Origin of the sequence: Salinicoccus halodurans (assembly GCF_900114445.1) — a bacterium.
Classification (GTDB): Bacteria; Bacillota; Bacilli; order Staphylococcales; family Salinicoccaceae; genus Salinicoccus; species Salinicoccus halodurans.
The window spans coordinates 88,603-115,294 of record NZ_FOTB01000003.1; the positions used below are offsets into that span (position 1 = coordinate 88,603).

Sequence of the window (26,692 nt, forward strand, 5' to 3'; positions counted from 1 at the left end):
CTTTTTTCCTGTGGAGCATTTTTTATAAATGATTTATATATACAGATTATTCTTCAAATAAGAAATGATGGCACCAACAGCTTCATCCACTGTCTGTTTTTCTGTATCGATGACAATTTCGGGATGTGCGGGTGCTTCATATGGAGCATTGATTCCTGTAAATTCCTTTATTTCTCCTGCTCGTGCTTTTTTATAGAGTCCTTTCGGATCACGTGATTCACATTCGTTCAGACTGCATTTTGTGTATACTTCTATGAATTCTTTTTCTTCAAGGATACTTCTTGCATAATTTCGGTCTTTCCTGTAAGGGGAAATGAAAGCGGTCATCGTCACAATGCCTGCATCAACCATAAGCTTGCCCACCTCACCAATACGCCGGATATTTTCCTTGCGGTCTTCCGGACTGAAGCCAAGGTTGCTGTTCAGGCCGTGACGGACATTATCGCCATCCAGACGGTAGGAGTGGATGTGCTGTTCGTAAAGTGCCTTCTCGAGAGCAACGGAGATAGTTGATTTTCCTGAACCGGAAAGTCCTGTGAACCAGATGACGACACTTTTATGGCTGTTTCTGGCCTGTCTTTCTTGCTTTGTCACTTCTGAATCGTGCCATATAATATTAGTTGATGTGTTCATTTTTTCACTCCTGACGAGATAAGTTTTTCTGAAGCCCTCTGATGAGTACATCTGCAACTTCCGGTCTTGAAAACTCTTTTGGAAGCTGTTCCCCATTGCGCAGTTTTTCCCGTACTTTTGTACCGCTTAAATGGACATGGGATGATTTATCATGCGGACAAGTTTTAGCCGTTCCCATGTTTTCACATGTGATGCAGTAAAATGCATGTTCAAACTTGAATATTTGAATGCCCAGCTCAGCTTCATAGCGGGAAATTAGTTCCTGTGCTTCATAGGTGCCGTAATAGTCTCCGACTCCTGCATGATCCCGCCCGACTATAAAATGAGTGCAGCCGTAGTTTTTGCGTACAGTAGCATGAAGTATTGATTCCCTTGGACCGGCATACCGCATCGCTGCAGGATAGATGACAAGTCTGGTCCTGTCTTCCGGATAGTAGTATTTAAGTATGGTCTGATAACTTTCCATGCGGACATCAGCAGGAATATCATCTGATTTGGTCTCGCCGACAAGAGGATTTAAAAGCAGACCATCGACTGATTCAAGCGCTGCTTTTTGGATATATTCATGGGCACGGTGGACAGGATTTCTCGTTTGGAAACCAACAACTGTTTTCCATCCAAGCTCATAAAACAGTTTCCTTGTTTCTGAAGGATCCAGGTGAAAATCTTTAAATTCATCATGAGCAGGACGATTTAAAAGATGAATCGGACCGGCAAGATAAACGCCGCCTTTTTCATATATTCTTGCAACGCCAGGATGATTGGCATCTGTAGTCCCGTATACTAACTCCGCTTCCCTTGCTTTGTCATAAGTATATTTCTCCGCGAGTTCCAGCACGCCGTATAGTTTTTCATCTTCACCGTAAAGTGCGACACTGGATCCTATTTCAAAGTCTTCCGCCACGTCTTCAGTCACAGGCAGTGTAATTGGTATACTCCAGATCAGACCGTTCTCAAGCCGCAAGTTTTCAACTACATTTTTATAGTCAGCTTCACCCATAAACCCGGTCAGCGGACTGAATCCGCCAATCGCAATCAATTCTAAATCAGACAGGCTCCACGGGTTCAATGTGAGTGCCGGGAATGATTTTGCATCTTCTATAAGATGTGCTTTGAAGCTGCCTTCAGCCTCTCTGTTGATCAGTTCTCCGCCGTGTGGCTGTATCGTCTGTTCAAGAATTTCTTTTGTTACTGTCATACTGACACGCTCCTTTAATTTATTGTATTTGTTTTACTTCGTCGGACTTTCGGCTCTGAAAACTGAACGGAAGCTTCCTGTTTTGATACAACGTGTAAACAACTAATGCAATCCAGCTCAGAATAATAGCCAGCCGTGTACTTGTTGAAGCAACCGGATTCTCCACGAAAACACTGAGCAGAATGCTGCTGTTTGTAAAAATGATCAATCCGCCGACACACACTGCCAACATATGAACCGGCATCACTTTGACAAGCCATGCTGCAAAGGGTGCAGCAACAACGCCGCCTAAACCGAGGACGATAACCAATGTCCAGCTGATTTGGCTCCAGCCCAGGAATATAATGAATCCGAGGGATGCGGAAAGAGTTACAAAAAACTCACCCGTTGATACAGTGCCGATGACGTATCTCGGTTCAAGCTTATTGCGGGATAGCATGAGTGGTGTATTTACCGGTCCCCATCCGCCTCCGCCGATTGCGTCGAGAAATCCTGCAGCGGCCCCTTGCGGAATCAGGGACAGGCTGGAAATCTTTTTTGTTCCGCCCTGCGGTTTATGCTGCTTCTTAAATATGAACTGATACAGTATATAAAATCCCATGGAGAGCAGAAATACTGCAATAAATGGTTTTATAAGCCCGCTTTGTATATTGCTCAGAAGTGCTGCTCCTATGAATGCGGTAATGGAACCCGGCACAGCCAGCCCGAGCACTAATGTTTTATCGATGTTTTTGAATTTCCAATGGGATATGCCGGAAGCGGCTGTGGTTGCAATTTGCGAAAAATGAATAGTCGCTGATGCAATAGCCGGTGCGATACCGAATGTCAGTAGCAGAGAGGAGGATGTTGCACCGAACCCCATCCCAAGCGACCCGTCTATTAATTGGGCAAAAAAACCAACGAGTGCGAATATAATCAGTTTTTGCATGCTTGCTCCCTCCCATCATATTCAGGCTTATGATTTAAGCCAGTCTAGTACTTCCTGCTGTCTGCCGGCATTCAAATATTCATCGGATAGTAAATCTTTTAGTAACCGTTTTTTTTCATCACCCGTGACTGCGCTGTGTTTAATCAGTTTTCTGCACTCATATAAAAAGTCGACGTATGCTTTATAATTATTATCATATTTGTGGTCTAATTCTTTTAACATTGAAGAGACGAGGCCGGGACTGGCGCCCCCCGAGGAAACGCTGATGGTCATTCTGCCACGGTGCAGTGTGCCGGGGAAAATGACATCCCCCGCTTCTGCCTCTTCTGCCATATTGAGCAGTGCATGTGCCGGTGCGTTCCGTTTTACGGACCAGTTGACTGCCGTGTCGTCCGTTGCTGCGATAATGAGAGAGGCCTCCTGTGCATCTTTCGTGTCGTATATCCTTCTATCCCAGGAGATTTTCCCCTGTTCATAGAGGGAGTAAAGGCTATCAGTCACTTCGGGACTGATGATATGAATGTCTGCCCCGTATCCGGTCAGCGTATTCACTCTGCGCTCAGCGACTTTACCGCCGCCGACCACAGTGATAGTTTTGCCGGAGATATCGATCATTAATGGAATATAAGCCATCTTCATTCATCCTCTGCTCTTAAAGAGTCAATGGTTCGAATGTTTCATACACCCGTTCTTTTAATGCCTGCTTCATCGCAGGATGATCGCCAAGATGATGGCAGAGCACGATTTTGGCATCACTCTGACGGCTTTTTACCGCACTTTCTATATGTCGTTCCAGGACACCTGTGAACCACAGATATGGAACGATAAATATTTGTGAATGACCCGAATCAACAGCCAATCCAAGCGCTTCTTCAAACGAGGGACTGCATGCTGCGAGATAGCAGACATCCACATCCTGGAACCCGGTCGATTTATAAAGTGACTGTGCAATGGTTGTAATATCGATCTGGGTCTGTGGATAGTAGCTCCCTCTGCCGACGACCAATACTTTGGCATCTCTTTTGGGGCGTATATTCGTCTCTTCGATTCTCTCTTTTAAAATATTGGTTAACCGTGACTGCACTCCGAGCGGTTTCCCGTATAAAAACTTTATATTGGGGTATTTTGCCTTGATCCGCTCCATTTCTTCCGGGATATCATTGAAGTAGTGACCGGCGCTCAATAGGAGAACGGGTATGACTGAAATCTCTGTGGCACCTTTTTCAACCAGAGCGTCTACACCCTGTTCCAAATCGGGTTCAGCCAATTCCAAAAAACATGTTTCCTGAAGTGCCGCATCCACCTGGCTTTTGACAGATTCTATAAATGATACAGCTTCCTGTCTCGCTTCCTTGATTCTGCTGCCGTGGCTGACATATAAAATACCTCTCATGAAACTCCCCCCATCACTGATAGATTGCTTCAGGAATATTTCCCTGGAATGCCGTTTCCTCATACCAGTTTATTTTATCTCTGAGACGAACCACTTCTCCAATGACAATCATTGCAGGATTCCTAATCTCCTTTGATAATTCAACAATGTTTCCAAGCGTGCCTGTAACTGTTTTTTGTGTATTTGAAGTACCGCAGTGAATCAAAGCGACGGGCGTATCAATATTCCGTCCGTGTCTGATCAGCAGTCCGCATATTTCAGGAAGTTTTTTCACGCCCATGTATATGCATAATGTCTCAGGGCCCAGCGCCAGATGCTTCCAATACTCTTCGACATCCACGCTCTTTTTAACGACGCCTGAAACAAAAGCGACAGAAGAACTGTAGTCCCGGTGTGTAACAGGAATGCCTGCATAGGCCGGTGCAGCCGCTCCGGATGTAATCCCGGGCACAACTTCAAACTGAACATCATGTGCGGACAATGCTTCAGCTTCTTCTCCCCCTCTGCCAAAGATGAAGGGATCTCCGCCTTTCAGTCTTGTTATAGTGCTGCCATCTTTCGCCAGGTTCACAAGGAGGGCGTTGATTTCTTCCTGCGGCAGCGAATGACGGTTTGGACTTTTACCGCAATATATAAACCGTGCATATTTCGGTGCATGATCGAGCAGTGCTTTGTTGACCAGCCGGTCGTACAAAATGATATCCGACTGTTCTATTGCTTTCAGCCCTTTAACCGTGATCAAATCCGGATCACCGGGTCCGGCTCCGACCAAATATACTTTTCCCATACTCTCACCTCGTTTAATTTATGTTAGCTGTGAAAATCCTGACCGGAGTGGACTTCTTCTATAATGCCTGCACGGATGACAAAGTCGCCGAAATGTTCTCCTTCATATCTTTCCTTACCGTACTTGATAATAATCGGACGCAGACTTTCCAGGATTTCTTTCTCCCCGATGTTCTCCTTATATAATTTATTAAGGCGGTTACCTGTAAAGCCTCCGCCGAGATACATATTGTATTTATCAGGTGCTTTACCGATGAATGCAATTTCTGCCAGTGCAGGTCTTGAGCATCCATTCGGACAGCCGGACATACGGATTGTGATTTCTTCTTCGTTAAGGCCGGCCTCATCCAGTATCTCTTCAATTTTGTTGATCAGTGAAGGCAGATAGCGTTCTGACTCGGCCATTGCAAGCCCGCATGTCGGAAAGGCTACACAGGCCATTGAATTTCTTCTGAGTCCAGAGTAGTTTTCACCATCAGTGACGCCGTATTTGTCTATGATTGCCTGAATCTGTTTTTTCTTCTGATCGGTAACATTCGCTATGACCAGATTTTGGTTCGGTGTCAGTCTGAAGTCTCCGGTATGGATGTCGGCAATTTCCCTTAAAGCCGTTTTTAACTGATAGTCTTCAGTGTCTTTCACACGGCCGTTTTGGATAAACAACGTAAAGTGCCATCTGCCCTTACCTTTCGTCCATCCGTAACGGTCACCATTATGGTCAAAATGAAAATCTTTCGTGCCATGTAGTTCCCAGCCGAGACGGTTATTCAATTCCTCCCGGATCCAGTCCACCCCTTTGGCATCCACTGTATATTTGAACCGTGCTTGCTTACGATCAGTACGATTGCCGTAATCTCGTTGTATCGTAACGATTTTTTCGGCAACTTCCTTTACTTTGTCTTTAGGGCAATAGCCGATCACCCGTCCCACCTGCGGATATGTGTCAGTATTGCCGTGGGTCATTCCCATACCGCCGCCGATCGATATATTAAAGCCAGTTAATTCACCGTTTTCAATAATGGCGATAAAGCCCAAATCCTGTGAATAAACATCGATGTCGTTTGATGGCGGCACAGCAATCCCGATTTTAAACTTACGCGGAAGGTAAGTTTTTCCATATATAGGTTCCACTTCCTCCGAATCGTCCCGGGTATCGAGAATCTTTTCTTCATCCAGCCATATTTCATGGTACGCACCGGTTCTTGGTGACAGGTAATCACTGATTCCACCGGCCAGATCATTCACTTCCTGATGGATCTCTGACTGATAAGGGTTCGGATTGCACATGACATTCCGATTTACATCCCCGCAGGCTGCAAGTGAATCCATCAGCGCGCTGTTTATATTCTGCATGGAACTCTTTAAATTCCTTTTTAATATGCCGTGGAATTGAAATGCCTGTCTCGTAGTCAGTTTGAGTGTGCCGTTGGCATATTCATCGGCGATATCATCCATCGCCAGCCACTGCTCCGGTGTCGCGGTGCCGCCCGGCACCCGCACTCTGATCATAAAGCTGTATGCAGGTTCAAGTTTTTGCCTGCGGCGTTCGTCGCGCAGATCTCTGTCATCCTGCTGGTAACTGCCGTGGAATTTCAGCAGTTTTGTATCTTCCGCTGAGATTGCGCCGGTGATGCCATCTTCCAGGCCTTCAGCGATTGTACCGCGGAGGTAGTTGCTGTCTGTTTTAATGCGTTCCATTTCATCCAATTTCTCTGATAGCAGGGTATTGTTGTGTTCAGTCATGTTATCCTTCCTTTCTAGTAAACATCACGCTGGTATCTCTTATCTTTCTTCAACTGTAACAAGTAGGACTCGGCATCTTCCTCACTCAGTCCCCCTTCTTTTTCAAGCACTGTGCGGATTGCGTAATGTACATCTTTGGCCATGCTTTTTTCATCGCCGCATACGTAAAGCGCCGCCCCCTCATTTAACCACTGGTAAAATTCTTTACTGTTTTGTTCAATGCGGTGCTGTACATAAATCTTTTCGTCGGTATCGCGTGAAAATGCGAGATCCAGCCGGCTTAATACCCCGTCTTTAAGCCAGCTTTGCCATTCGGTCTGATACAGGAAGTCTGTAGTGAAATGCTGTTCTCCGAAAAACAGCCATGTTTTCCCCTCAAGTTCCAGTTCTTCCCGTTCCTCCATATAAGCTCTGAACGGGGCAACACCTGTACCCGGACCGATCATGATGACTGGGGTCTCTTCATTGAAAGGAAATTTAAAGTTAGGATTTTTCTTCACATACACCGGTACAGTGTCCCCCGGTTCGATGCGTTCGGCAAACTGTACGGAACATACACCGGACCGATCGCGGTCGTGTGCGTTATAGCGCACTGCACCCACTGTCAGATGGACCTCATCAGGATTGGCTTTATAACTGCTGGCAATGGAATATTCCCTTGCAGGCAGTTTTCTGAGTATCTGAAGAAGTGTTTCGGGGTGAAGATCAGCTGCAGGGAAGTCGCCGATGAGATCTATCAGGTCACGCCCTTCTATGTAGCTCTGGATCCATCCCTCTTCGTTTACCACCTCTTTTAACGCAGTGTTCCCGAATATTTCAGCCGCTTTTATAAGCAGTGGTTTTGTGAGCTTTGTAATTTCAAAGCGCGAAGTCAGTGCTTCTGCGAGCGGCAGTGTTTCGCCGTCCGCATTGATTTCGACGTCTGTTTCGGGATTCCAGCCGAACGTTTCCAACAGCTGATCGACGATGCGTGCATCGTTTTCAGGAAATACGCCCAGGCAGTCGCCAGGTTCGAATGACTCGCCGAAGTCTTCAAGGGAGAGTTCGATATGTCTGACTTCCTTGTTGGAACCGCGGCCGTTGAGATTGATGTTCTCGAGTACTTCCGCTCTATAAGGATTGGTTCTGCTATATTTCTGTGTATTGGATGATTGTGCCGATTCAGTATCGGCTGCCGATGTTGAAACGCTGGCTGCAGAATCGGCTAAAGAACTTAATATGCCTTCCATCCATTTTTCAGCGGGTTCATCAAAATCCAGATCACAGTCCACTCTTGGAGATAACCTTTCTCCGCCGAGTGCTTCAAGCCGTTCATCGAAGTCTTTGCCTGTCTGGCAGAAAAATTCATATGACTGGTCTCCGAGCGCAAGCACTGAATAGCGCAAGTCGCTCAGCTTGGGGGCTTTCCGGCCGTGGATGAACTCATGGAAAGTAGCGGCATTATCCGGCGGCTCGCCTTCACCGTGTGTTGCTGAAATGATAAAAAGATCCTGTACTTTCTTTAAATCCTTCGGTTTGAAGTTTTCCATGGAGGACAGTTTTACAGTGAATTCATTCTCTTTGAGTCTGCCTTCCAGTGTTTCAGCGATGCTTTGCGCGTTACCTGTTTCAGAACCGTATAATATGGTTATTTCCCGGGTTTTGGATGGAATCTCCGTATTCAGCAGGTATTCTGCTACTTCTCGTGACGGTGCGTCAATACCGATCTTGGCTTCAGACTGCTGGTTTGCAGTGAGATAACCACTGAACCAGATTTTTTGTTCCGGTGTCAGAGTGGGCAGTATTTGATTGATCTTTTCGGTCTGTTCTTCATTAAATGGACTGTTTGTTACGGTTAGCTGCAAGGGATATCACCTCATCCTATCTTTCTCTATTATTGGCGTGACACAGATTATATACATGTTATTCCTACTTTGTAACTAGGTTTTACCTGCAAAAAAAATATGCTCTTAATATGTGGCAGAACGCTGCTTATTTAGAATTGCTACCCAGAGTATGCAGCCCGCATTCGGTTTTATCGGAGCCGGCCCATCTTCCTTCACGTGAGTCTCCCCCCGATTTTACCTGCGAAGTGCATGGTATGCATCCAATACTCGGATATTGGAAATCGTGAAGCTCATTGTATGGCAGTTCATATTTCCCGATATAATCCCAGACATCATCCCATGTCCAATGAATCAACGGGCATACTTTGATGGACTTGAACCGTTCATCCTTATTGACGAAATCGGTATTCTGCCGGCTTGGGGACTGTTCTCTCCTCAGGCCGGAAATCCATGCCGACGCACCGTATAAAACATCTTCAAGCGGTTTTATTTTACGGATATAGCAGCATTGGCCGGGGTCGCTTTTCCACAGGGCGGCGCCATGTTCATCTGCCTGTTCTTCAAGCGTAAGATCCGGTTTTTTCAATTTAATGCGGAGTCCGGGGTATTTCTCCTTCACTCTGTCGATCAAGTCATAAGTTTCCTGGAAATGAAGGTCCGTATCCAAAAACACGATTTGTGCATCTGTTTTCACTTTGGATATCAAGTCGATGAGTATCATGCTTTCAGCTCCGAAGCTGCAGGAATAAATGATGGAGTCTCCAAAGTTTCCATAAGCCCATTCCAAAATCCGGAGCGCCCCTTTTGTTTCGTCTGCAGGCGTCAGTTGCTGAAACGGATCAGTCGTGAAATTCTCATAAGATAATTCTGCATTTGCCATATCTTCATCATTCCTCCTTTTTTACGTTAGAGTTTTTTGTTCATAAATCTATTGAAAATTTCATTGGTAATATTTTCTCCCCCTTATAAAAACCGTCTATTTAACTTATAGAGAGGCTCTATATAGTTAGAATTTTTTGAAAATATTAAATTATGATGACTAGCATATCTGATAGATAATTCCATGTCAATCATAAACTAGAGTTTTTTAGTATGATTTACATTTTCTTAACATTATCTGCTTTATACCGGCTATTTTTAATAAAAAACCAGTTATTGAATTATTTATGTATAAAAATAAAAATTCAGTTGAAATTGAAATTTGTATCATGGTATAATAACTCTTGTGCCAAAGATAATAATCAATATGGCCCGTTGGTCAAGCGGTTAAGACACCGCCCTTTCACGGCGGTAACACGGGTTCGAGTCCCGTACGGGTCACTTTACATATTTACATAAATTAATCACCATGGTCCCGTGGTGTAGCGGTTAACATGCCTGCCTGTCACGCAGGAGATCGCGGGTTCGATTCCCGTCGGGACCGTAGAGCAAAGCCTTCAGCATAAATCAGCTGGGGGTTTTTTTGTTGTGTCAATATGGATAAAAATAGTGAAAAGTGATACATTTATATTGGATAACTATGAAAAACGTGACTCCGATGCAAAGTGAGGGGAAAAAAATGGCTAAAAAAATTGTTGTAGTGGATGATGAAAGACCAATTGCGGATATATTGGAATTCAACCTCGAAAAAGAAGGTTATGAAGTGCATTGTGCCTATGACGGCAATGATGCTTTGGAATTGATACTCGAGGTTGTACCGGATATTGTATTGCTTGATATCATGCTGCCGGGTATGGACGGCATGGAAGTGTGCCGGGAAGTCCGTAAGAAGCATGAAATGCCCATCATTATGCTGACTGCCAAAGATTCCGAGATCGATAAGGTTCTGGGTCTTGAACTCGGTGCGGACGACTATGTTACGAAACCTTTCTCGACACGTGAACTGATCGCCCGTGTGAAAGCTAATCTGAGAAGGAACCAGGACACAGCTCCAAAAGAAAAAGAAGTGGAAACAAACAACATCCAAATCAAAGATATTACAATACTGCCGGATTCCTTTGCGATTAAAAAGCACGGCAGGGACATTGAACTCACCCACCGTGAATTTGAACTGTTCCACTATCTGGCGAAACACCTGTCACAGGTGATGACCCGGGAACATCTGCTTGAAACAGTTTGGGGGTACGATTACTTCGGCGACGTCCGGACAGTGGATGTGACAGTCAGAAGACTGAGGGAAAAGATTGAAGATGATCCATCCCATCCAGAGTACCTGATGACGCGGAGAGGCGTGGGTTATTATATCCAAGGCGATGAATAAAGGAGTTAACATATAAATGAAGCAGTTTTTCAGAAACCTTCAATCTCTCCATATAAAACTTGTTATCATATATGTTCTTCTCATCGTTATCGGAATGCAGATCATCGGTCTTTATTTTACGAATACACTCGAGAAAGAGCTGACAAGTAACTTCCAGGATAATATTGAAACACAGGTCAGCCTGATTGATACACGCATCAATGAACTGTATACGGAGTACGGGGATGACCGTGACGCAATGCGGGAAGAAATTCAGAAACTACTCTCTGATTATGGAAATCGTCCAGAGATTGAAGAAGTACGCTTTGTCAATTCAGACAATCTGCTTGTGGCGACTAGTAAGATATCCAACGAATCCAATATAGGTTCCAGAATAAACGCCCCGCTCACCGAAGAAGCCATTTCAACCGGAACACGCAATGACGAGATATACGTTAACGTCGAGCAGAACCATCAGCGTGTGTGGCTTTTGAATCAGCCTGTCATTCAGGACAGCCAGATTCTCGGTGCTATTTATGTTTCCTCAAATATAGAAACAGTATATCAGCAGCTTGAAGCGATCAATAATACTTTTATCATCGCCACTCTGATCTCGCTCATCATTACGAGCATACTGGGAATCTTCATCGCGCGGACGATTACAAGACCGATCACTGATATGAGGAACCAGGCACTTCTGATGTCTGAAGGTGACTATACATCACGCGTTAAAATATACAGTAATGATGAAATTGGTGAACTTGCGGGTTCATTCAATATACTGTCAAAACGTGTCCAGGAAGCACAGGCGAATACAGAAAGTGAGAAGAAACGCCTCGATTCCGTTATCACGCACATGTCGGACGGCATCATTGCGACCGACAGGAGAGGCCGTATACGCATAGTGAACGATATGGCGCTTGACATGATCAATAAGCGGAATGAAGATATATACGGAGAAAATATGCTTGAACTGCTTGAACTCGACCAGGAGATGATGCTGGAAGATATACAGGAGATGAATGAGAGCCAGCTCCTGTTCCTTGAAAAAGACGATGAAGAGACGACAATCCGCGTCAACTTCTCAACGATTGTAAAAGATACGGGCTTCATCAACGGATACATTGCCGTGCTGCACGACGTCACAGATCAGGAACGCATCGATAACGAACGCAAGGAATTTGTTGCGAATGTTTCCCATGAGCTCCGTACGCCGCTCACATCTATGCGCAGCTACCTCGAAGCACTGCAGGAAGGTGCATGGGAGGATGAGGAGCTTGCTCCGAAGTTCCTGGGGGTGACACGCGAAGAGACTGACCGGATGATCCGGCTGGTCGAGGATCTGCTGCAGCTTTCCAGGATGGACAATGAAGCAGAGGAACTGACGAAGGAAATCGTGGATTTCAATATGTTCCTGAACCGCATCATCGACCGTTTCGAAATGACCCATAAAGATGAGGTCGAATTTGTACGGAATATCCCTGATACAGCGATATTTACTGAAATAGCGATGGATAAGGTCGGACAGGTGCTGGATAATGTCATTTCCAATGCTATCAAATATTCCAGCAGCGAAAATAAGAAGGTTGAATTCCACGTCAAACAAAACAGGTTGTATAACCGTATGACGGTCCAGATCAAAGATAACGGACTCGGTATCCCTGTAAGTAAGGTGGATCGTATATTTGAACGTTTCTACCGTGTGGACAAGGGCCGTGCGCGCAAAATGGGCGGCACCGGCCTCGGACTTGCCATTTCCAAGGAGATTATTGAGGCGCATGACGGTAAAATCTGGGCGAACAGTGTAGAGAATAAAGGGACGACAATCTTTATCAACCTGCCTTGTGAAACGCTTGAGGGGGATGTCTGGGATGTTTAGGGAAAGATTCAAATCATTAATCCTCTTCATACTGGTGATCACCAGTGCAGGTCTCACCTACATGGTCTGGAGCTATCAGCCTGAATTCTCACAGATCGATACTTCGATAGAATCTTCCTCCAACATTGGACAGGGCGAGCCAGTGACATTTGAAAATGTCATGCGTGCCTACCAGCTCATCTGGGCAGATGGGAGTGACATCCAGGGCACAATCGAGGAAGATGCTGTTGTGGGCGTCAGAGAGTTCCTGGAAGGCACTGAAATACAGGATATAAATGTCTACAGCAATATGAACAGATTGGAACCTGCGGTAAAAGAGGATGGATCGGAGGAGTTCCTTATCGTGGATTATCCTTCCGAAATGCCGGCCAAATCATTGTTTCAGGTTTTAGGATTTAAATATGACGGTACCCTGCCCGACTACAATTTTGATCGCATTATCGTAGATATCGCTTCAGATAATGTGACGTTCTTCATGCTGAATGAGGCACTGGACAAGGTGGCTGTAGCAAATACGGATATAGACAGCTCATACCTGCTTTCCATTGTTGAAAAGTATGAAGAGTCATTTGAGGATTATACCGGGATAATCACGAACCAGCGGACTTCGAATAATAAGACAGCAATATACGGGCCGAGCGATCCGGGTGAAGTAGATGTTGAAAATTTCCTTTCCACACAGCATAGCGTGGATGTGGTGAATGATATTCTTTTCATGGACGATGAAATATCAACTACGCGCAATGAGGATGTATACGTATATGAGGGAGATAGTAACATTGCGACCTACAGCAGCAGTACGTACAGCTATTCATATACGAATCTTGATGAAACACTGTCATCCGGTAGAAATCCCCATCAGACGATACAGAGGAGCTTCGACTTCCTTAATTCACATACAGCACTGGCTGATGAACACATCCTCTTTGACTACGAAGAGGAAACGAATGAATCATTATACCGTTTCACTATGAATGGCTATGCCGTTTTCAGTGATGAAGTGCAAAATACCATTTCTATCAAATACGGCAACAATGCAGTATTTGAATACGAAAGGCCTCAACTCCATATCGATGCCCATGTGCCGGGAGATCAGACAAAAGAACTGACTCCGTTGGAAAATATCAGATATCAGATTGCTCTTAATGAGGAGCTGGATCTTCAGAAAGTATCCAAAATAACCATTGGTTATGACATGGGGTTTGCCGAAAGTCAGACAGAGTTGAATCTTCTGGAATTCACACCGGAGTGGTATGTGAAGTATGACGGCGAATGGATGCGTTTTGATGAAGGGGGTCTTTATTAATGGACTGGAAATTAACAAAATCTCTTTATATACTCGTATTCCTTATCATCAATCTATCACTCGTTTTCATGCTTTATAATAAACAGCAGGACAGTGTGAAAAAAATTGAAAGTACGCCGAATGTACTGGAAGAAACAGATATAGATGTCTCAGCCATCCCGGAACATGAGCCGATGAAACTCAATGTGCTCACCGGTGAGGCCGAAGATTTTGAAAACGTCGAGGGAATCGATGAAGATGATATAGAAATGACAAATGCCAATCACAGCATCACAGTAGAGTTCGGTGAGGGTGATCAGGCACCGGCCATGGACCGTGAATCATTGGAGCAATATAAGGCGGAGAGTGTTTACAGAGGTAAAGAATACGAGTATGATGAAGTGATGAGTAATGGAAACCGGATGATATTCAATCAGCAGTTTGAAGACCTGCCCATTTTCAATCACGAATCTGCGAGGCTTGTCTTCCGCGGGGAAGGCGAAGAAGCAGAAGCATATGAACAGGCTCATCTTAAAAACCTCAGAGAAAATTCATACTCCACCCCGGTCGCAGTCAGAGATCCCAAACAAGGTGTCATAGATTTGTATCAGCGTGACAGAATCTCAGAAGAAGCAGTGATAGAAAATGCACGGCTCGGTTATTATGTGATTCTGAATGATGGCGAACAAGTCATGCTCAGGCCTAAATGGGAATTCAGGATTTTAGATCAGGGTGTCGAAAAAACGATCTATATAGATGCAATCAGTGAAACAGAAGATATAATTGAAAGTGAGTGAAAGCAATGAAGATGAGCGTGTTGGCCAGCGGTTCCACAGGGAACAGCACATACATCGAAACAGAAAAAGGCAGCCTGCTCATAGATGTCGGACTTTCATGTAAAAGAATAGAGGAATCGCTTAATTCACTCAATACGTCATTGAGTAATATAAATGCAATACTTATCACACATGAACATTCTGACCATATCAAAGGATTGAAAGTCATCGCCAAAAGATACGATATTCCTATTTTTGCGAATGAAAACACATGGAAACAGATTGATAAAAAAGGAATCGAAATCAATCCCGAGCAGAAATTCCACTTCAATCCGCTTGAAGAAAAAGAAATCGTGGGCATGGATGTGCATTCTTTCAGCGTGTCCCATGATGCAGTAGATCCCCAGTTCTATACATTTGCCAGGGATAATAAGAAGATATCCGTCATTACTGATACAGGCTACGTCTCGGATCAGATGAAGGGCATCATCAAAGACAGCGACTGCTTCGTATTCGAAAGTAACCATGATGTAGATATGCTGAGAATGGGCAGATACCCGTGGGTAACGAAGCAGAGAATACTATCCGATGTCGGGCACGTTTCCAATGAAGACGCAGCACATGCAATGAGGGACGTTATAACGGACCGTACAAAACGCATCTATCTCAGTCATCTGAGTCTGGACAATAATATCAAAGAACTGGCTAAGATGAGTGTAGAACAGGTTTTGAACCAATACGACATCGATACAAAAGACGGAATAATGCTGTGTGATACAGATAAAGAATCACCGACAAAGATATACACAGTATAGTTATCCACAGCTTACAGCTGAATATATGTGGATAACGTTATAACATAGTGGATAACTTTGTGAGAAATGTGGACAATCGGTGGAAAAGTCAAAATATATGTAAATAAAATGAGGGATACATCTTCTGTACACAGGATGTATCTCTCATTTATTTTTACTCAGCATCAAAGATTTCATCTACCCATGCTGCGTCCACTTCATTTTCAGTAATCCCGTTTTCGCTGAATACAATCTCCCCGTACTCATTAAATTTATTGTCGGTGTATCGGTATACGAAAGGAATTCCGGATTTTTCATATAATTTATACATCAATGCACGAACGCCTTTGCCGGCAGTTGTAAATTGGATTTCTGATTTATCCTCGTCAATGACGGTGTCCATGGCGTAACCCTTCATACCCCAATTGATTTTCGTCCATTCATAGGCATCCGGAACTCCAAACTCAGTAAGATTTCCATAGTATTTCTCACCAAGATCAATCCGTTCTTCAGCAGCAAGAATCTGTTCCTGCTCCTGTGCAATGGCTCCACTTAAAATTTCATCAATATCAACAAAGTCATTACCAGTCAGGTCATCAACCAGCTTCTTCTTTTCATCATCGTCCAAAGTATTATAATAAGAAGCAATAGCAGCATCCTGATAAGGTGCAGGATGAATATCCAAACCTTCAGGAATCGGTTCAATTACATTGAAATCCATCTCCTTATCTTCATTCACAGCAAAATCTATCATCTTGTTAAGGTCGTCTGCTCCGTGAAATTTAAGTATACTATATGCAAGACTCGGCATAGGAACACTCCTTTACATAATATTAGGCATTATCTTAATTATTTAACAATTACCATAAACAGTCAAGGTATTATAAATAAGACAAAAGGGTGAATAGAATGAAAATCACTTTAATCACAGTAGGAAAATTGAAAGAAAAATATTGGAAGCAGGCAGTGGAAGAATATAAAAAGCGTATCAGCGGGTATGCGAAGCTTGAACTGCTGGAAATACCAGATGAAAAAGAGCCCAATAATGCCAGTGAAAAAGATATAGAAATAATAAAAGAAAAAGAAGCGCAGAAGATACTTGCTAAAATCAAAGACACACAGCACGTGGTCACCTTGGAGATTAAAGGCAAAGCATATACCAGTGAAAAACTGGCAGACGAATATCAAAAATGGATGAATACAGGGAAAAGTGATGTCATATTCATTATCGGCGGCAGCAACGGTATCGGGGACAGCGTAAAAAAAAGATCCAACCAGGAAATCAGCTTCGGTTCCCTGACCTATCCCCACCAGATGATGAAAGTCATGTTGTTAGAGCAGATTTTCAGAGTGAATAAGATAGTTAAGAATGAAAGTTATCATAAGTGATCCAGGAACTAGATTTGATTATGATAAGAAAACTTGTTATAAACTCACCGCCCTAAATCGTTAGGACGGTGAGTTTAGTATCAAGGTACAATGAAATTTCTCGAATTATAAATCTTTAATTTCATCTTATCACTTTCTCTATTTTGATTATGATTTATCAAATCCTCTATATATAATCCCATAAGTACTACAACTTGAAATAGGATTAAACTAGCGTCAAAAGTGACACTAAATGGTATCGATAGAGCTATAGAAGCTATCAAAATAATGCTTGGTAATATCCATTTATTCATCCGTTTGTTTTTAACAAAATAAACTTCTAAAAGGACGAAAGCTATACCTATTAACAAATATACTATTATATAATCATTCACTTTCTGAACTCTGATCTCTTTTTTGACATTGAAATGAATAATTAAATTTTCTCTGTCTGCCGCAAAATGATTTATATAAACGAAAACCTGAGTCTCAGCTGTTGATGTTTTTTTGTGAGTTTTGACTTCATCCTCTTTTACCGGGGTATCAATAAGCAATTCAGCCCTTATAACCTTCGCTTTTAGGGCTGGGGGACATAAGTTCTCAAAAGTTATTATTTTTTCTGGAGATATTTATGTCCCAGCCACAATATAAAAACACAACGTAAAATTGAGGTGTACCTAGGAATCATGCAGCTTAATATTTATCGAGTTCCAGCATTTCTCTAAACGTTTCACCGTTATAATCTCTTCTAAAAATGCCGCGTTTTTGCATTTCCGGAATGACTAAGTCGACAAAGTCTTCAAGACTTCCTGGGAGCGTTGGAGGCATCAAGTTAAATCCATCTGCGACACCTTCATTCATCCATCTTTCTAATTCATCGACAATTTCTTCAGGTGTGCCAACGAGTGTTAAATGTCCACCTCCAGCGTTGAGATAACCGAGTAATTCTCTGACTGTGGGATTTCTGTCTTCTATAATTTCTAAAACAGTTTGATAACGTCCAACAGGTCCTTTGAATTCTTCGACTGGTGGCAATTTTGGTACTTTTTCGTCGAGTTTCCATGATTTTGTATCTTGTTGAATAAAGAATTCGAGCTGATTAAGTGCAGTATCAATTGAAAGTAGGTTGTCTAATTTTGCTTTCTTTTCTTGCGCTTCTTCTTTTGTTTTACCCACGTAAGTCACTAGTCCCGGAAATACTTTGATATAGTTGTCCGGACGACGGCTTTCTTTTATGGCTTGATTTAATTTTTCACGATAAACATTTGCTTGTCTTAAGTTCCAAGAAACTGAATAGACGGCATCAGCATATTTCGCAGCAAGTGCAACACCTTCTTTTGAAGCCCCGGCTTGCATAGCAACTGGTTTACCCTCTTTTCTTAAAGGTAAAGTTAGTGGACCTTTAACTTGGAAGTTTTCACCATTGTGATTGAATGGTTGAATATTTTTATTTTTAGTAATTGTGTTATTTTCTTTATCTGGATTGTAGCTTTCAATTGACCACGATTCAAATAATTTATTCATGACTTCAGCAAATTCATCTGCTTTCTTATAACGAACTGCTCTCTCAGGTAATTCAGGTATACTGTGGTTTTGTGCTTCACGGTCGGTCATTGATGTCACTAGATTCCATCCCATGCGTCCTTTTGTTATGTGTTGCAGTGTGAGTAACTGTCTTGCTGAGGTAAATGGGTTATTAAACGTACCTGAAATAGTTGAAACAAGTCCAACGTTATCTGTGACTTTACTCATAGCAGTTAATGCAACAACTGGGTCAAAATAACTCGCTGGTAATTTTGTTGCACTATCTGCGGGGAAGGCTTGTGAATCTGCGAAAAATACGGCATCAAATTTTCCGCGTTCTGCAATTTTCGCCAGATCTTCATAATATTCAATTGTCGTGAATTCATTGATACTCGAATCATCTTCTAACCATGCTGCCTGATGATGACCTACACCATACATTAAAATTCCTATATTTAACTGTTTAGAATTATTCATAATATATACCGCCTAGTTCATAGTAAGTCCGCCGTCTACCGTGATGTTTTGTCCTGTAATTCCATCTGCTGCCTCAGAACAAAGGTAAACAACCATATTAGCAACGTCTTGTGGTGTTGTTACTTTTCTCAATGGTGTGGACTGTGCGATTAAATCAAATACTTCTGGTGTTGTGACTGCACTTGCGTCTGTTGTTTTCAGTAAACCGCCAGAAACAACATTTGCTCGGATACCATGCTGTCCAAGTTCTGCTGCAACGTTTCTGGTGAACCCAATTAAAGCAGCTTTTGCAGTTGTGTATTCGTGATATGGTACTACAGGATTTTGATACAGATTCGTTCCAATACTAATGATTGCACCGTCTTTACGTTCTAAAAACTGTGGTATTACACTTTGTGATACGTTGAATGCAGCTTTTAGTGTCCCGTCTAACTGTTGCTCATAATCTTTATAAGTTAAATCTTTAAATGCTTTTTGAGTGGTTGGATCAAATTTAAAGTTAACAAGTGCATTGTTTACAACGACATCAATCTGGCCAAAATGTTCAGTCCCTTTTTTAACTAACTGCTCAACTGCTTCACGGTCTGTAATGTCCGCTTGAATCGCAATTGCTTGTGATCCAATTTCTTTTTTTAACTTCTCTGATTCTTCTTTACTGTTGTTGTAGTTAATTATGACATTAAAGCCTTTTTCACTTAGTGCTTTTACGATATAGCTGCCAAGTCCTCTTCCGCTCCCCGTTACTAAAACTGTCCTTGTCAAATAAATCACTCCTATAATTTTTAGAATAAAAAATACGCAACCTTCATAGGAAAGTTACGTATCGAGAGTGGATTATATACCCACAAAGACGTAGATATACAACTGTATCGATGTAACACTTTCCTACGCCAGTTTTAACTAGATCAGGTTCAAAGGGTCTGAGGTTACCCTCATCTCAGTTTATAAAAACGCCCCTAGTGCGAATCTATTCTATTTAACATCATTGTAGTACTTTACAAAGATACGTCAAGTAAAGCACAAATTATATGTTTGTTATTATTTTTAAAAAACATATGTGAATTGGAACAAACACAATTCAAATTCAATTCTGTAACTGTACTGCTATCTAGTTTTTATATGATTGAGTGAATGTTAGGGGAAAGCTGTGCAATCAACGGTGTACTTCCTCCTGTGATTTCCCTCATTGCGAGTATGGAAGTTTCTGAAGTCATTCGTTATTTATCAGGAAAAGGCTTTTCCAAGCAGCTCATTACTGTAGATACTTTTAAAATCGGCTTTCAAACGATAAATATAGATGAATTAAAGAATGAAGACTGTGTGGTCTGTAAGAATCGAATATATGAACAGTTGAATAAAAATATGCTGGCCACTGTACAATCTAATTGCGGAAGTGTATATACACTCAGGTTCGACGAATCGGATTTCAATCAGGAGCTGCCCGGTAAAACTATCAGGGCAAGTGCATTTGTTAAGTTATTGACTTATAAAAAATATAAGCTGACCTTATTTAAAGACGGCAGAATGAATGTTCATGGCATCTCTCGAAAAGAAGAAGCAAATGCTTTATATCATGAAATGATTGAGAAACTGAGTGAATATCCTGTATAAAAATATAGTGTGAACTATTTCAAATAGATATTATTATAAGCCAGTGACGGACATATTTAATATTGTCAAAATAGATGTAAAGCTTTTCCTTTTTTAAAAACGGAAAGGCTTTTATTTTTCAGATTATAAGTTTTCAGCATTTAAATATGTTTACTTTCATTGATAATACCCGCTGATTCAAGTGGGTTAAAAACGCTATTGCAAAGAACGATTTTGAATATATCTTATTTAGTATAAAGTTGATGAAGCTGGGATTGACAATATATTTACACCTGTTAATGTATCCAATGTACCAATCATCCTACAACTTTTAAAGGAGATCATATGATTCGTAAGACAAATCGAACACAGTTAGTAGAACAGGTTGCTTCGCAAATAGAAAAATTAATTGAAGCTGGATACTGGACAGTCGGAGAAAAAATTCCTCCTGAAATGGAACTGGTTGATAAATTTGATGTTAGTCGAAATACACTTCGGGAAGCAATCCGCGCCTTAGTGCATGCTGGTTTACTTGAAACCAGACAAGGTAGTGGAACTATAGTGCGCTCTGCCAATTCCCTTGGTGCAGCACTGAGACGCTATATAAAAAAAACTGCTTTGCTTGAAACGCTTGATGTACGCTTAGCTTTAGAAAATCAAGCCGCTCAGTTGGCTGCTGAGCATAGAAGTGAGACGGATTTACTTACGCTTGAAGAATGTATTAAGAATTGTCGAAAGGCAGTTAAAAATCATAATCGCGAAAAATTTATTGCTTCAGATATCCGTTTTCATCAGACTGTTGTACAGTCTTCAAAAAACCAACTTCTAATTGATTTATATGAACCGATGGTAGAGATAATATATACTTTTGTCGAGGATTTGATGGCGATGGATGTGCCTTTCAAGTACGAAGAAGAGCTGCATCTTGAGTTGTTTGCAGCAATTCAGAGCCATGATAAGAATGCAGCTGCAGCATATGTTGACAGTTATATGGAAGTATTAAGAAAAGATGTCGTTGAAATGATGGAGGACTAACAACATGGGAAATGAAAGAACAGCAGGTTCCTTTGATATCAATACAAAAAAAAGTTGGCTGCTAATTATAGGTGTTATTTTAGTCAGTACAAATTTAAGAGGACCATTTACTTCTGTGGGGGCGCTTATTCCTTTTATACGAGATGATCTTGCCATAAGCAATGCTCTCGCCGGATCAATTACGACATTACCTTTGCTGGCTTTTGCACTGCTTTCTCCTTTTGCTCCCAAAATAGCCAATCGCATCGGTATGGAATGGACTATCACCTTATCACTGGTTTTGCTTATTATAGGTATTGTAATCCGTTCTTTTGGAGAAATTGTATTTTTATTTACCGGCACATTTTTCATAGGACTTGCCATTGCAATCGGGAATGTACTAATTCCAGGTATCATAAAAATGAATTTCCCGCTTAAGATAGGTCTTATGACCGGTATGTACGCTATATTCATGAATTTATTCGGGGCCCTCGGTTCAGGTATCAGTGTTCCTCTTGCCTCCATCGGAAATTTTGGGTGGCAGGGTGCACTTGGCGTCTGGGGTATACTGGCAGTCATTTCTTTACTGATTTGGCTGCCGCAGCTTACCAGTCAGCGTAATCAGCAAGCAAGTGTGGAAACAGAGAAGAAAAGCAGTTTATGGCGTTCCCCGCTCGCATGGAAGATAACAATATTTATGGGCAGTCAATCATTGATTTTCTATACTTTGATAACATGGCTCCCTGATATTTTGTATGCGAATGGTCTTAATTCCAACACAGCGGGATGGATGCTATTCTTAATGCAATTTTCAATTATTCCTTTCACTTTTATTATTCCTGTGATAGCAGAAAAAATGAAAAGTCAAGTCGTTTTAAGTGTGGCAACTGGTTTTTTATTCATCATCGGACTTTCAGGGTTATTGCAGGGTAACCTCACGTTGGCTCCCTTATACGTAATACTCCTTGGAATTGCCGGAGGCAGTGCTTTTAGTCTGTCGATGATGTTTTTTACGCTCAGAACAAGAAATGGAAAAGAAGCAGCAGAGTTATCGGGAATGGCTCAGTCCTTCGGTTATCTTTTGGCAGCAGTAGGTCCTGTATTAGTCGGGGCACTGCAGGATTTGACAGCCGGATGGACGATTCCCCTCTCCCTGCTCATTCTCATATCTGTTATTTTTCTAATTGTTGGGATGTCATCAGGAAAAGAAAGGCAGGTTACAGATTGAAAAGAACAATAGGATGTGAAAGTAGTAATAAACCGCTTTTAATAGAAGTGATTTACTTCAATTAAAAGCGGTTTATTTTTACTTGTCCTTGTCTGGATTCTGTATATAAGCTGAAAAACTCCAACAACCTTATTGAGAAAAGGTTGTTGGAGCATACTATTTATCCGGAAGAGATTCCACGTCCTGTTCTTTATCTTCTGCTTGTTCGATTCGCTGCAGCATACTGCCCACTGATGAAATTCGGCCCCGGTAGTCTTTATAAATCAAGTGCCTCCGTTCCAGTTTCGTCGGCGAATCCACCCCGGCAGCGGCAGCCACATTGAACAGCCCGGCACGAAGTGATGTTACATAGTTAGTAACGCGGTGACGCTTTTCATCCACGATTAAACCTGTCTGCAGCTCTGGATCTGTCGTTGCCACCCCGACCGGGCATGTATTCGTATGGCAAACTTCAGCCATGATGCAGCCCACACTGATCATAAAGCCGCGTGCGATATTAATAAGGTCTGCCCCCATACCAAGTGCAATGGCCGCCTTATCCGGAGTGACCAGTTTCCCGGAGGCAATCAATTTGACGCGATCTCTGATATCGAACTCACGGAGCAATTCATCAACAATCGGCAAAGCCGTCATAATTGGCAAGCCGACAGAATCCGCAAGTTCCTGATAAGTCGCGCCTGTTCCGCCTTCGCTTCCATCGATTGTGATAAAGTCCGGTCCTTTATTGGAATCTCTCATAATTTGTACCATCTCTTCAAGTTTTTCAATATCGCCAACCACAATTTTCATTCCCACTGGTTTTCCGCCAACTTCACGGAGTTGTTCGATAAAATCGAATAAATCCGAAAAAGACTCGTAATCGACAAAACGATTCGGGCTGTTGACTGTCTTGCCTGGTTCAATTAATCGGATTCTAGCGATTTCTTCAGTGACTTTCTGTCCTTCAAGATGACCGCCCCGAGTCTTCGCACCCTGGGCAAGCTTGACTTCAAAAGCTTTCACTTGTTCGATTTCGGATTTTTCTTTGAATGCTTCCCACGAAAATTCACCGGCAGTCGTCCGGACACCGAATAACCCCGGTCCAATTTGCATCATCAAGTCAGCATTACCGGCCAGATGATAGTCGGATATTCCACCTTCTCCCGTATTCATCCAAGTTCCGCCAGCAGCAGCCAGCCCTTTTGACAGCGCTGTAATCGCCCGTTCCCCAAGAGCACCATAACTCATCGCAGACATTCCCACCTGTCCTTTAATATGAAACGGTTGCCGGCAATTCCCTTCTCCAAGAACTACCGCATCTTCATCCCGCAGAAAATACGGATCAATCTGCGCTTCCTCGTGGTGCTCTTTCCGGGAAAAGAGCCCTTCATTGTCAACAACATACGTATACGTATTTGTTTTTTCTGTATTATCGAGTTTCATTTCAGTCGAAAGCTTCGGGAATAAAGTATTCCGTATATAATAGCCATCTTCCTCAAAATCGCGGTTAGAACCAAAGCCGAGCAATCGTTCATTGTATTTCCCCGCTTTAACCACGTCCTGGTATTGCAGTCTTGAAAATGGCTGTCCTTCATTGTCATCTGCGAATAAGTATTGTCTCAGTTCTGGGCCCACGTGTTCCGTCATGTACCTGACACGTCCGAGCAACGGAAAGTTCCGCAAAATAGCATGCTGTTTCTGGCGATCATCCTTCTGATACATATATGCCATGTAGGCAAGTGGCGCTGCTATTGAAGTGCCCATAATAGCTGACGGTAAATATTTTGTGATTTTTCCCATAAGTACCACCCTTCAATTTCTAACCCTTATTGATATATTACAAAGAATCCAGGGCTTCTTCTATCGAGGTATCCCCTGCAGTAATTTCAAATGCTTTCCTGAATGTATTCTGATTGTCGAGCGCTTCTACAAGAACAGCAGCCACATCTTCATAAGGAATCTCGCCATTACTGTCAGCAATCGTCTCTTTTGCTGTTATCATTTCTTTTCCCGGCTTGCTGACCCTCTTTGTTGTCCGGATGACTGTATAGGCTAATTGACTCTTTTTTATCCATTCTTCCGGCTCATCTTTTTCACCCGTTTCTTTAGACTCTGGAGACTCGTCTGTGCGAACGGGACTTAAATAAACGAGACGCTCGATTTTGTGCCGTTGCGCTTCTTCAAGTGATTTTCTTACTGTTCCGTAATCAACGAGTGTCTCCTGATCTTCGCCTGCACCAAGGCTGGAACCCGCCATGTAAATAATTGCTTCGGAGCCATCGATTGCGTTGGTGAAATGTCCATCTTTAGAAATGATCACATCAGCTGCTCCAAGCATCTCCAGCTCTTCTGCCCTGTTCTCAGTTTCCGCAATAGTCACGGCTTCATGCCCTTTTGCAGCAAGCTTTTTTAAAACATGCTCACCTGCTCCTTCATTACCACCAAAAACAAATACCTTCATCGAACCCCTCCCTCCTGATAATACGTTTATATTTTCTACTTCCCTATTCAATTTTGTTGAAACCTCACTGAGAACATAAGGTCACTAGTGGGACGATGGTATTTATTTTAGTGAATTAACCATTTATTTTATTCTTCGGCATAAAATCATCTTAAGGACCAGAAGGTATTTTATACATTTTTCATTATAAAAATCCCCTTCCGATTTAATGAAAAGGGGATTGAACTATTGTGATTGCAGAATAATGAATTTCTCACAAATTCTAAATACATCAACTGTAGCCGGGCGATTTTCTGCAACCGGATCGAGACAGCTGTCAATCATTTCAAAGAGTATATTGCCGTCTTCAGTACTGTGCTCGAGCTGTACATAGCGTTTGTCGTCATACGTTTTAAAAGGTCTTTCTCCAGTTGCCATAAAGAATAATTCAACGCCGACACCCCGGACATCTGCTGAGTATGTTAAAGTTCTCCCGAAGCTTGTTCCGGTTCCTTTTCTAATAGTGCCGGGCGTTGTTACCAGATTAAGATCAAATAATTTAGCGAGCGGCGGTTGGGAAATGATGTTTGACGGCTTGATGTCCAGGTGCAGCAGGTTATTCTGGTGCAGATAGTTTACAACTGATGCAATCTGCTTTCCAAAATACGCCAACTAAATCAAGGAAAGTTCATCGCCGCGCTTATAAATCTGACGTACAAGATGTGATATCGTTTTGCCTGTCAATGTTTCCTGGATTACAACCGGCTGCGGCTTTGAATGTAGCTCATAGCCTCTGATTAAGTTTGGATGAGACATTGTAATAATCTCGCCTTCCCGTACCAGTATTTTCCCGGCAGTCTCTTTCTGCAAAACATAGGGAGATGATAGGTGTAAATGCTGACTTAAGCCGTACTTTAAACATTTTTGCGGTGTATACGGCCAGAAATGCTTAAAAATGTCTTTGACGGAAATCGGAGGTGCTTCATGGATAATGTTTCTCTTTGTACTCTCCAATGTGAAGAACTTATTGATTTTTGAAATCAATTTTTCATTCTTTCTGGATTTGTTGGCCCTCTGCATATTTTTCACTCCTTTCAAAACGCCGGTTTCAAATGTATTTTGAAATTGTCACCCACGCCTGCTTATGAACTTAGTCAGAAGACTCACTGTTATCATAAGAGTCGTTTGACTCACTTGAGTAGCAACCAGTTGAAAAATCATTGGATGCTGCTGATTGGATATCTTCGAAATGGTTCATGAAATTCTCCTCCCTTCGTTTGTGTTAATTCTATAATGCCATCTGTATGGTTAATGGATATTCATCAGAAAATTTAAAAATAATTAAAATTGAAAGGATTTCTTTAATTTTAATGAAGATTAAATACAAATCATTGAAATGGATTTGAATTCCTTGATTTTGGGTGTTCCGTTTCAAAAAAAGCTTCATAATTTATTAGCAATTTTTACGATAAGCAGTGTATCCAAAGCTGCAGGAATCTGATATGCTAACTGAAATACTTTTGTATAAAACAATGTGAATAAATATTTTTACAAACGGAATAGTAATAAATAAGATTTTAATTTCTAAAAAG

At 42.2% G+C, this 26,692-nt stretch carries 26 protein-coding genes, 2 tRNA genes and 1 riboswitch; of the genes, 11 read left to right on the top strand and 17 right to left on the bottom strand.

The genetic code is table 11. The features are described 5' to 3' along the window. Nucleotides 1-33: 33 nt before the first annotated feature. From cysC to BM271_RS07040, 9 genes are all read right to left on the bottom strand, one after another. Nucleotides 34-633, bottom strand: a complete 600-nt coding sequence (gene cysC, locus BM271_RS07000; protein ID WP_046788988.1) for an adenylyl-sulfate kinase — start codon at nt 631-633, stop codon at nt 34-36. Nucleotides 634-637: 4 nt separating this feature from the next. Beyond that, complete coding sequence (gene sat, locus BM271_RS07005) at nt 638-1,831, bottom strand: sulfate adenylyltransferase (protein WP_046788989.1); 1,194 nt, start codon at nt 1,829-1,831, stop codon at nt 638-640. Nucleotides 1,832-1,850: 19 nt separating this feature from the next. Continuing rightward, complete coding sequence (locus tag BM271_RS07010) at nt 1,851-2,759, bottom strand: sulfite exporter TauE/SafE family protein (protein WP_046788990.1); 909 nt, start codon at nt 2,757-2,759, stop codon at nt 1,851-1,853. A 27-nt stretch (nt 2,760-2,786) separates the two neighbouring features. Continuing rightward, nucleotides 2,787-3,392 carry an NAD(P)-binding protein gene (locus tag BM271_RS07015; protein ID WP_046788991.1) on the bottom strand — a complete coding sequence of 202 codons (606 nt, stop codon included), beginning with the start codon at nt 3,390-3,392 and terminating at the stop codon, nt 2,787-2,789. Nucleotides 3,393-3,411: 19 nt separating this feature from the next. After that, on the bottom strand, nt 3,412-4,152 hold the full coding sequence (locus tag BM271_RS07020; RefSeq protein WP_046788992.1) for a sirohydrochlorin chelatase: 741 nt from the start codon (nt 4,150-4,152) through the stop codon (nt 3,412-3,414). 13 nt (nt 4,153-4,165) lie between these two features. Next, nucleotides 4,166-4,939 (bottom strand): uroporphyrinogen-III C-methyltransferase, encoded by a 774-nt coding sequence (cobA, locus tag BM271_RS07025; RefSeq protein ID WP_046788993.1) that lies wholly within the window; start codon nt 4,937-4,939, stop codon nt 4,166-4,168. Nucleotides 4,940-4,962: 23 nt separating this feature from the next. After that, nucleotides 4,963-6,681 (bottom strand): assimilatory sulfite reductase (NADPH) hemoprotein subunit, encoded by a 1,719-nt coding sequence (gene cysI / locus BM271_RS07030; RefSeq protein ID WP_046788994.1) that lies wholly within the window; start codon nt 6,679-6,681, stop codon nt 4,963-4,965. 14 nt (nt 6,682-6,695) lie between these two features. Then, entirely contained in the window at nt 6,696-8,525 is a 1,830-nt protein-coding gene (locus BM271_RS07035; RefSeq protein WP_046788995.1) for an assimilatory sulfite reductase (NADPH) flavoprotein subunit, read from the bottom strand. 127 nt (nt 8,526-8,652) lie between these two features. Further along, nucleotides 8,653-9,387: a phosphoadenylyl-sulfate reductase gene (locus BM271_RS07040; protein ID WP_046788996.1), complete on the bottom strand. Its 735-nt coding sequence runs from the start codon at nt 9,385-9,387 to the stop codon at nt 8,653-8,655. Between the two features lie 368 nt (nt 9,388-9,755). On the opposite strand from BM271_RS07040, the gene BM271_RS07045 reads away from it, so the two are divergent. The 7 genes from BM271_RS07045 to BM271_RS07075 all read left to right on the top strand — a co-directional run bounded on the left by BM271_RS07045 (nt 9,756) and on the right by BM271_RS07075 (nt 15,501). After that, nucleotides 9,756-9,827 (top strand) — tRNA-Glu (locus BM271_RS07045). Nucleotides 9,828-9,857: 30 nt separating this feature from the next. Then, nucleotides 9,858-9,930 (top strand) — tRNA-Asp (locus BM271_RS07050). Between the two features lie 135 nt (nt 9,931-10,065). Continuing rightward, nucleotides 10,066-10,767 carry a response regulator YycF gene (gene yycF / locus BM271_RS07055; protein WP_046788997.1) on the top strand — a complete coding sequence of 234 codons (702 nt, stop codon included), beginning with the start codon at nt 10,066-10,068 and terminating at the stop codon, nt 10,765-10,767. 16 nt (nt 10,768-10,783) lie between these two features. Then, nucleotides 10,784-12,625, top strand: a complete 1,842-nt coding sequence (gene walK / locus BM271_RS07060) for a cell wall metabolism sensor histidine kinase WalK (protein ID WP_046788998.1) — start codon at nt 10,784-10,786, stop codon at nt 12,623-12,625. Next, nucleotides 12,618-13,931, top strand: a complete 1,314-nt coding sequence (locus BM271_RS07065; RefSeq protein WP_046788999.1) for a YycH family regulatory protein — start codon at nt 12,618-12,620, stop codon at nt 13,929-13,931. Before walK ends, BM271_RS07065 begins: the two co-directional genes overlap by 8 nt. After that, the gene (yycI, locus tag BM271_RS07070) at nt 13,931-14,707 is read left to right on the top strand and encodes a two-component system regulatory protein YycI (protein WP_046789000.1); all 777 of its coding nucleotides are present in this window, start codon (nt 13,931-13,933) and stop codon (nt 14,705-14,707) included. Before BM271_RS07065 ends, yycI begins: the two co-directional genes overlap by 1 nt. 5 nt (nt 14,708-14,712) lie before the next feature. Then, on the top strand, nt 14,713-15,501 hold the full coding sequence (locus BM271_RS07075; RefSeq protein ID WP_143544914.1) for an MBL fold metallo-hydrolase: 789 nt from the start codon (nt 14,713-14,715) through the stop codon (nt 15,499-15,501). Between the two features lie 154 nt (nt 15,502-15,655). Here BM271_RS07075 and BM271_RS07080 read toward each other — a convergent pair whose 3' ends face one another. Beyond that, the gene (locus tag BM271_RS07080) at nt 15,656-16,291 is read right to left on the bottom strand and encodes a hypothetical protein (RefSeq protein WP_046789001.1); all 636 of its coding nucleotides are present in this window, start codon (nt 16,289-16,291) and stop codon (nt 15,656-15,658) included. A gap of 98 nt (nt 16,292-16,389) precedes the next feature. Between BM271_RS07080 and rlmH the strand changes: the two genes are divergently transcribed. After that, nucleotides 16,390-16,869: a 23S rRNA (pseudouridine(1915)-N(3))-methyltransferase RlmH gene (gene rlmH / locus BM271_RS07085; protein WP_046789002.1), complete on the top strand. Its 480-nt coding sequence runs from the start codon at nt 16,390-16,392 to the stop codon at nt 16,867-16,869. Nucleotides 16,870-16,949: 80 nt separating this feature from the next. On the opposite strand, the gene BM271_RS07090 is transcribed toward rlmH, so the two are convergent. From BM271_RS07090 to BM271_RS07100, 3 genes are all read right to left on the bottom strand, one after another. Then, complete coding sequence (locus BM271_RS07090; RefSeq protein WP_046789003.1) at nt 16,950-17,402, bottom strand: hypothetical protein; 453 nt, start codon at nt 17,400-17,402, stop codon at nt 16,950-16,952. 139 nt (nt 17,403-17,541) lie between these two features. Continuing rightward, nucleotides 17,542-18,849 carry an NtaA/DmoA family FMN-dependent monooxygenase gene (locus BM271_RS07095; protein ID WP_046789004.1) on the bottom strand — a complete coding sequence of 436 codons (1,308 nt, stop codon included), beginning with the start codon at nt 18,847-18,849 and terminating at the stop codon, nt 17,542-17,544. A gap of 12 nt (nt 18,850-18,861) precedes the next feature. Continuing rightward, nucleotides 18,862-19,611 carry a 3-oxoacyl-ACP reductase gene (locus BM271_RS07100; RefSeq protein ID WP_046789005.1) on the bottom strand — a complete coding sequence of 250 codons (750 nt, stop codon included), beginning with the start codon at nt 19,609-19,611 and terminating at the stop codon, nt 18,862-18,864. Nucleotides 19,612-19,714: 103 nt separating this feature from the next. Next, nucleotides 19,715-19,817, bottom strand: a riboswitch (TPP riboswitch). A 163-nt stretch (nt 19,818-19,980) separates the two neighbouring features. Between BM271_RS07100 and BM271_RS07105 the strand changes: the two genes are divergently transcribed. The 3 genes from BM271_RS07105 (at nt 19,981) to BM271_RS07115 (ending at nt 22,681) form a co-directional block, all read left to right on the top strand. Further along, the gene (locus tag BM271_RS07105) at nt 19,981-20,460 is read left to right on the top strand and encodes a ThiF family adenylyltransferase (protein ID WP_052749791.1); all 480 of its coding nucleotides are present in this window, start codon (nt 19,981-19,983) and stop codon (nt 20,458-20,460) included. Nucleotides 20,461-20,784: 324 nt separating this feature from the next. Then, complete coding sequence (locus tag BM271_RS07110; protein WP_046789006.1) at nt 20,785-21,474, top strand: FadR/GntR family transcriptional regulator; 690 nt, start codon at nt 20,785-20,787, stop codon at nt 21,472-21,474. 4 nt (nt 21,475-21,478) lie between these two features. Further along, nucleotides 21,479-22,681, top strand: a complete 1,203-nt coding sequence (locus BM271_RS07115) for a CynX/NimT family MFS transporter (protein ID WP_046789007.1) — start codon at nt 21,479-21,481, stop codon at nt 22,679-22,681. 156 nt (nt 22,682-22,837) lie between these two features. Here the strand turns inward: BM271_RS07115 and BM271_RS07120 are convergent, their stop codons facing one another. The 4 genes from BM271_RS07120 to BM271_RS07135 form a co-directional block, all read right to left on the bottom strand. After that, nucleotides 22,838-24,460 carry an FMN-binding glutamate synthase family protein gene (locus BM271_RS07120; protein WP_046789008.1) on the bottom strand — a complete coding sequence of 541 codons (1,623 nt, stop codon included), beginning with the start codon at nt 24,458-24,460 and terminating at the stop codon, nt 22,838-22,840. A 37-nt stretch (nt 24,461-24,497) separates the two neighbouring features. Next, nucleotides 24,498-25,121, bottom strand: a complete 624-nt coding sequence (locus BM271_RS07125) for an NAD(P)H-binding protein (protein ID WP_046789009.1) — start codon at nt 25,119-25,121, stop codon at nt 24,498-24,500. A gap of 225 nt (nt 25,122-25,346) precedes the next feature. Further along, nucleotides 25,347-25,772 (bottom strand): protein kinase domain-containing protein, encoded by a 426-nt coding sequence (locus BM271_RS07130; protein ID WP_052749792.1) that lies wholly within the window; start codon nt 25,770-25,772, stop codon nt 25,347-25,349. Continuing rightward, nucleotides 25,773-26,180, bottom strand: a complete 408-nt coding sequence (locus BM271_RS07135) for a hypothetical protein (protein WP_052749793.1) — start codon at nt 26,178-26,180, stop codon at nt 25,773-25,775. Nucleotides 26,181-26,692 lie beyond the last annotated feature (512 nt).

Bases quoted from the DNA above. Each gene is read 5' to 3' on its own strand.
- cysC (WP_046788988.1), bottom strand. From the start codon at position 633: ATGAACACATCAACTAATATTATATGGCACGATTCAGAAGTGACAAAG.
- BM271_RS07020 (WP_046788992.1), bottom strand. From the start codon at position 4,152: ATGAGAGGTATTTTATATGTCAGCCACGGCAGCAGAATCAAGGAAGCG.
- BM271_RS07065 (WP_046788999.1), top strand. From the start codon at position 12,618: ATGTTTAGGGAAAGATTCAAATCATTAATCCTCTTCATACTGGTGATC.
- cysI (WP_046788994.1), bottom strand. From the start codon at position 6,681: ATGACTGAACACAACAATACCCTGCTATCAGAGAAATTGGATGAAATG.
- BM271_RS07105 (WP_052749791.1), top strand. From the start codon at position 19,981: ATGTTAGGGGAAAGCTGTGCAATCAACGGTGTACTTCCTCCTGTGATT.
- BM271_RS07040 (WP_046788996.1), bottom strand. From the start codon at position 9,387: ATGGCAAATGCAGAATTATCTTATGAGAATTTCACGACTGATCCGTTT.
- cobA (WP_046788993.1), bottom strand. From the start codon at position 4,939: ATGGGAAAAGTATATTTGGTCGGAGCCGGACCCGGTGATCCGGATTTG.
- yycF (WP_046788997.1), top strand. From the start codon at position 10,066: ATGGCTAAAAAAATTGTTGTAGTGGATGATGAAAGACCAATTGCGGAT.
- yycI (WP_046789000.1), top strand. From the start codon at position 13,931: ATGGACTGGAAATTAACAAAATCTCTTTATATACTCGTATTCCTTATC.
- BM271_RS07010 (WP_046788990.1), bottom strand. From the start codon at position 2,759: ATGCAAAAACTGATTATATTCGCACTCGTTGGTTTTTTTGCCCAATTA.
- walK (WP_046788998.1), top strand. From the start codon at position 10,784: ATGAAGCAGTTTTTCAGAAACCTTCAATCTCTCCATATAAAACTTGTT.
- BM271_RS07080 (WP_046789001.1), bottom strand. From the start codon at position 16,291: ATGCCGAGTCTTGCATATAGTATACTTAAATTTCACGGAGCAGACGAC.
- BM271_RS07120 (WP_046789008.1), bottom strand. From the start codon at position 24,460: ATGGGAAAAATCACAAAATATTTACCGTCAGCTATTATGGGCACTTCA.
- BM271_RS07115 (WP_046789007.1), top strand. From the start codon at position 21,479: ATGGGAAATGAAAGAACAGCAGGTTCCTTTGATATCAATACAAAAAAA.
- BM271_RS07015 (WP_046788991.1), bottom strand. From the start codon at position 3,392: ATGGCTTATATTCCATTAATGATCGATATCTCCGGCAAAACTATCACT.
- sat (WP_046788989.1), bottom strand. From the start codon at position 1,831: ATGACAGTAACAAAAGAAATTCTTGAACAGACGATACAGCCACACGGC.
- BM271_RS07135 (WP_052749793.1), bottom strand. From the start codon at position 26,180: ATGCAGAGGGCCAACAAATCCAGAAAGAATGAAAAATTGATTTCAAAA.
- rlmH (WP_046789002.1), top strand. From the start codon at position 16,390: ATGAAAATCACTTTAATCACAGTAGGAAAATTGAAAGAAAAATATTGG.
- BM271_RS07110 (WP_046789006.1), top strand. From the start codon at position 20,785: ATGATTCGTAAGACAAATCGAACACAGTTAGTAGAACAGGTTGCTTCG.
- BM271_RS07095 (WP_046789004.1), bottom strand. From the start codon at position 18,849: ATGAATAATTCTAAACAGTTAAATATAGGAATTTTAATGTATGGTGTA.
- BM271_RS07125 (WP_046789009.1), bottom strand. From the start codon at position 25,121: ATGAAGGTATTTGTTTTTGGTGGTAATGAAGGAGCAGGTGAGCATGTT.
- BM271_RS07075 (WP_143544914.1), top strand. From the start codon at position 14,713: ATGAAGATGAGCGTGTTGGCCAGCGGTTCCACAGGGAACAGCACATAC.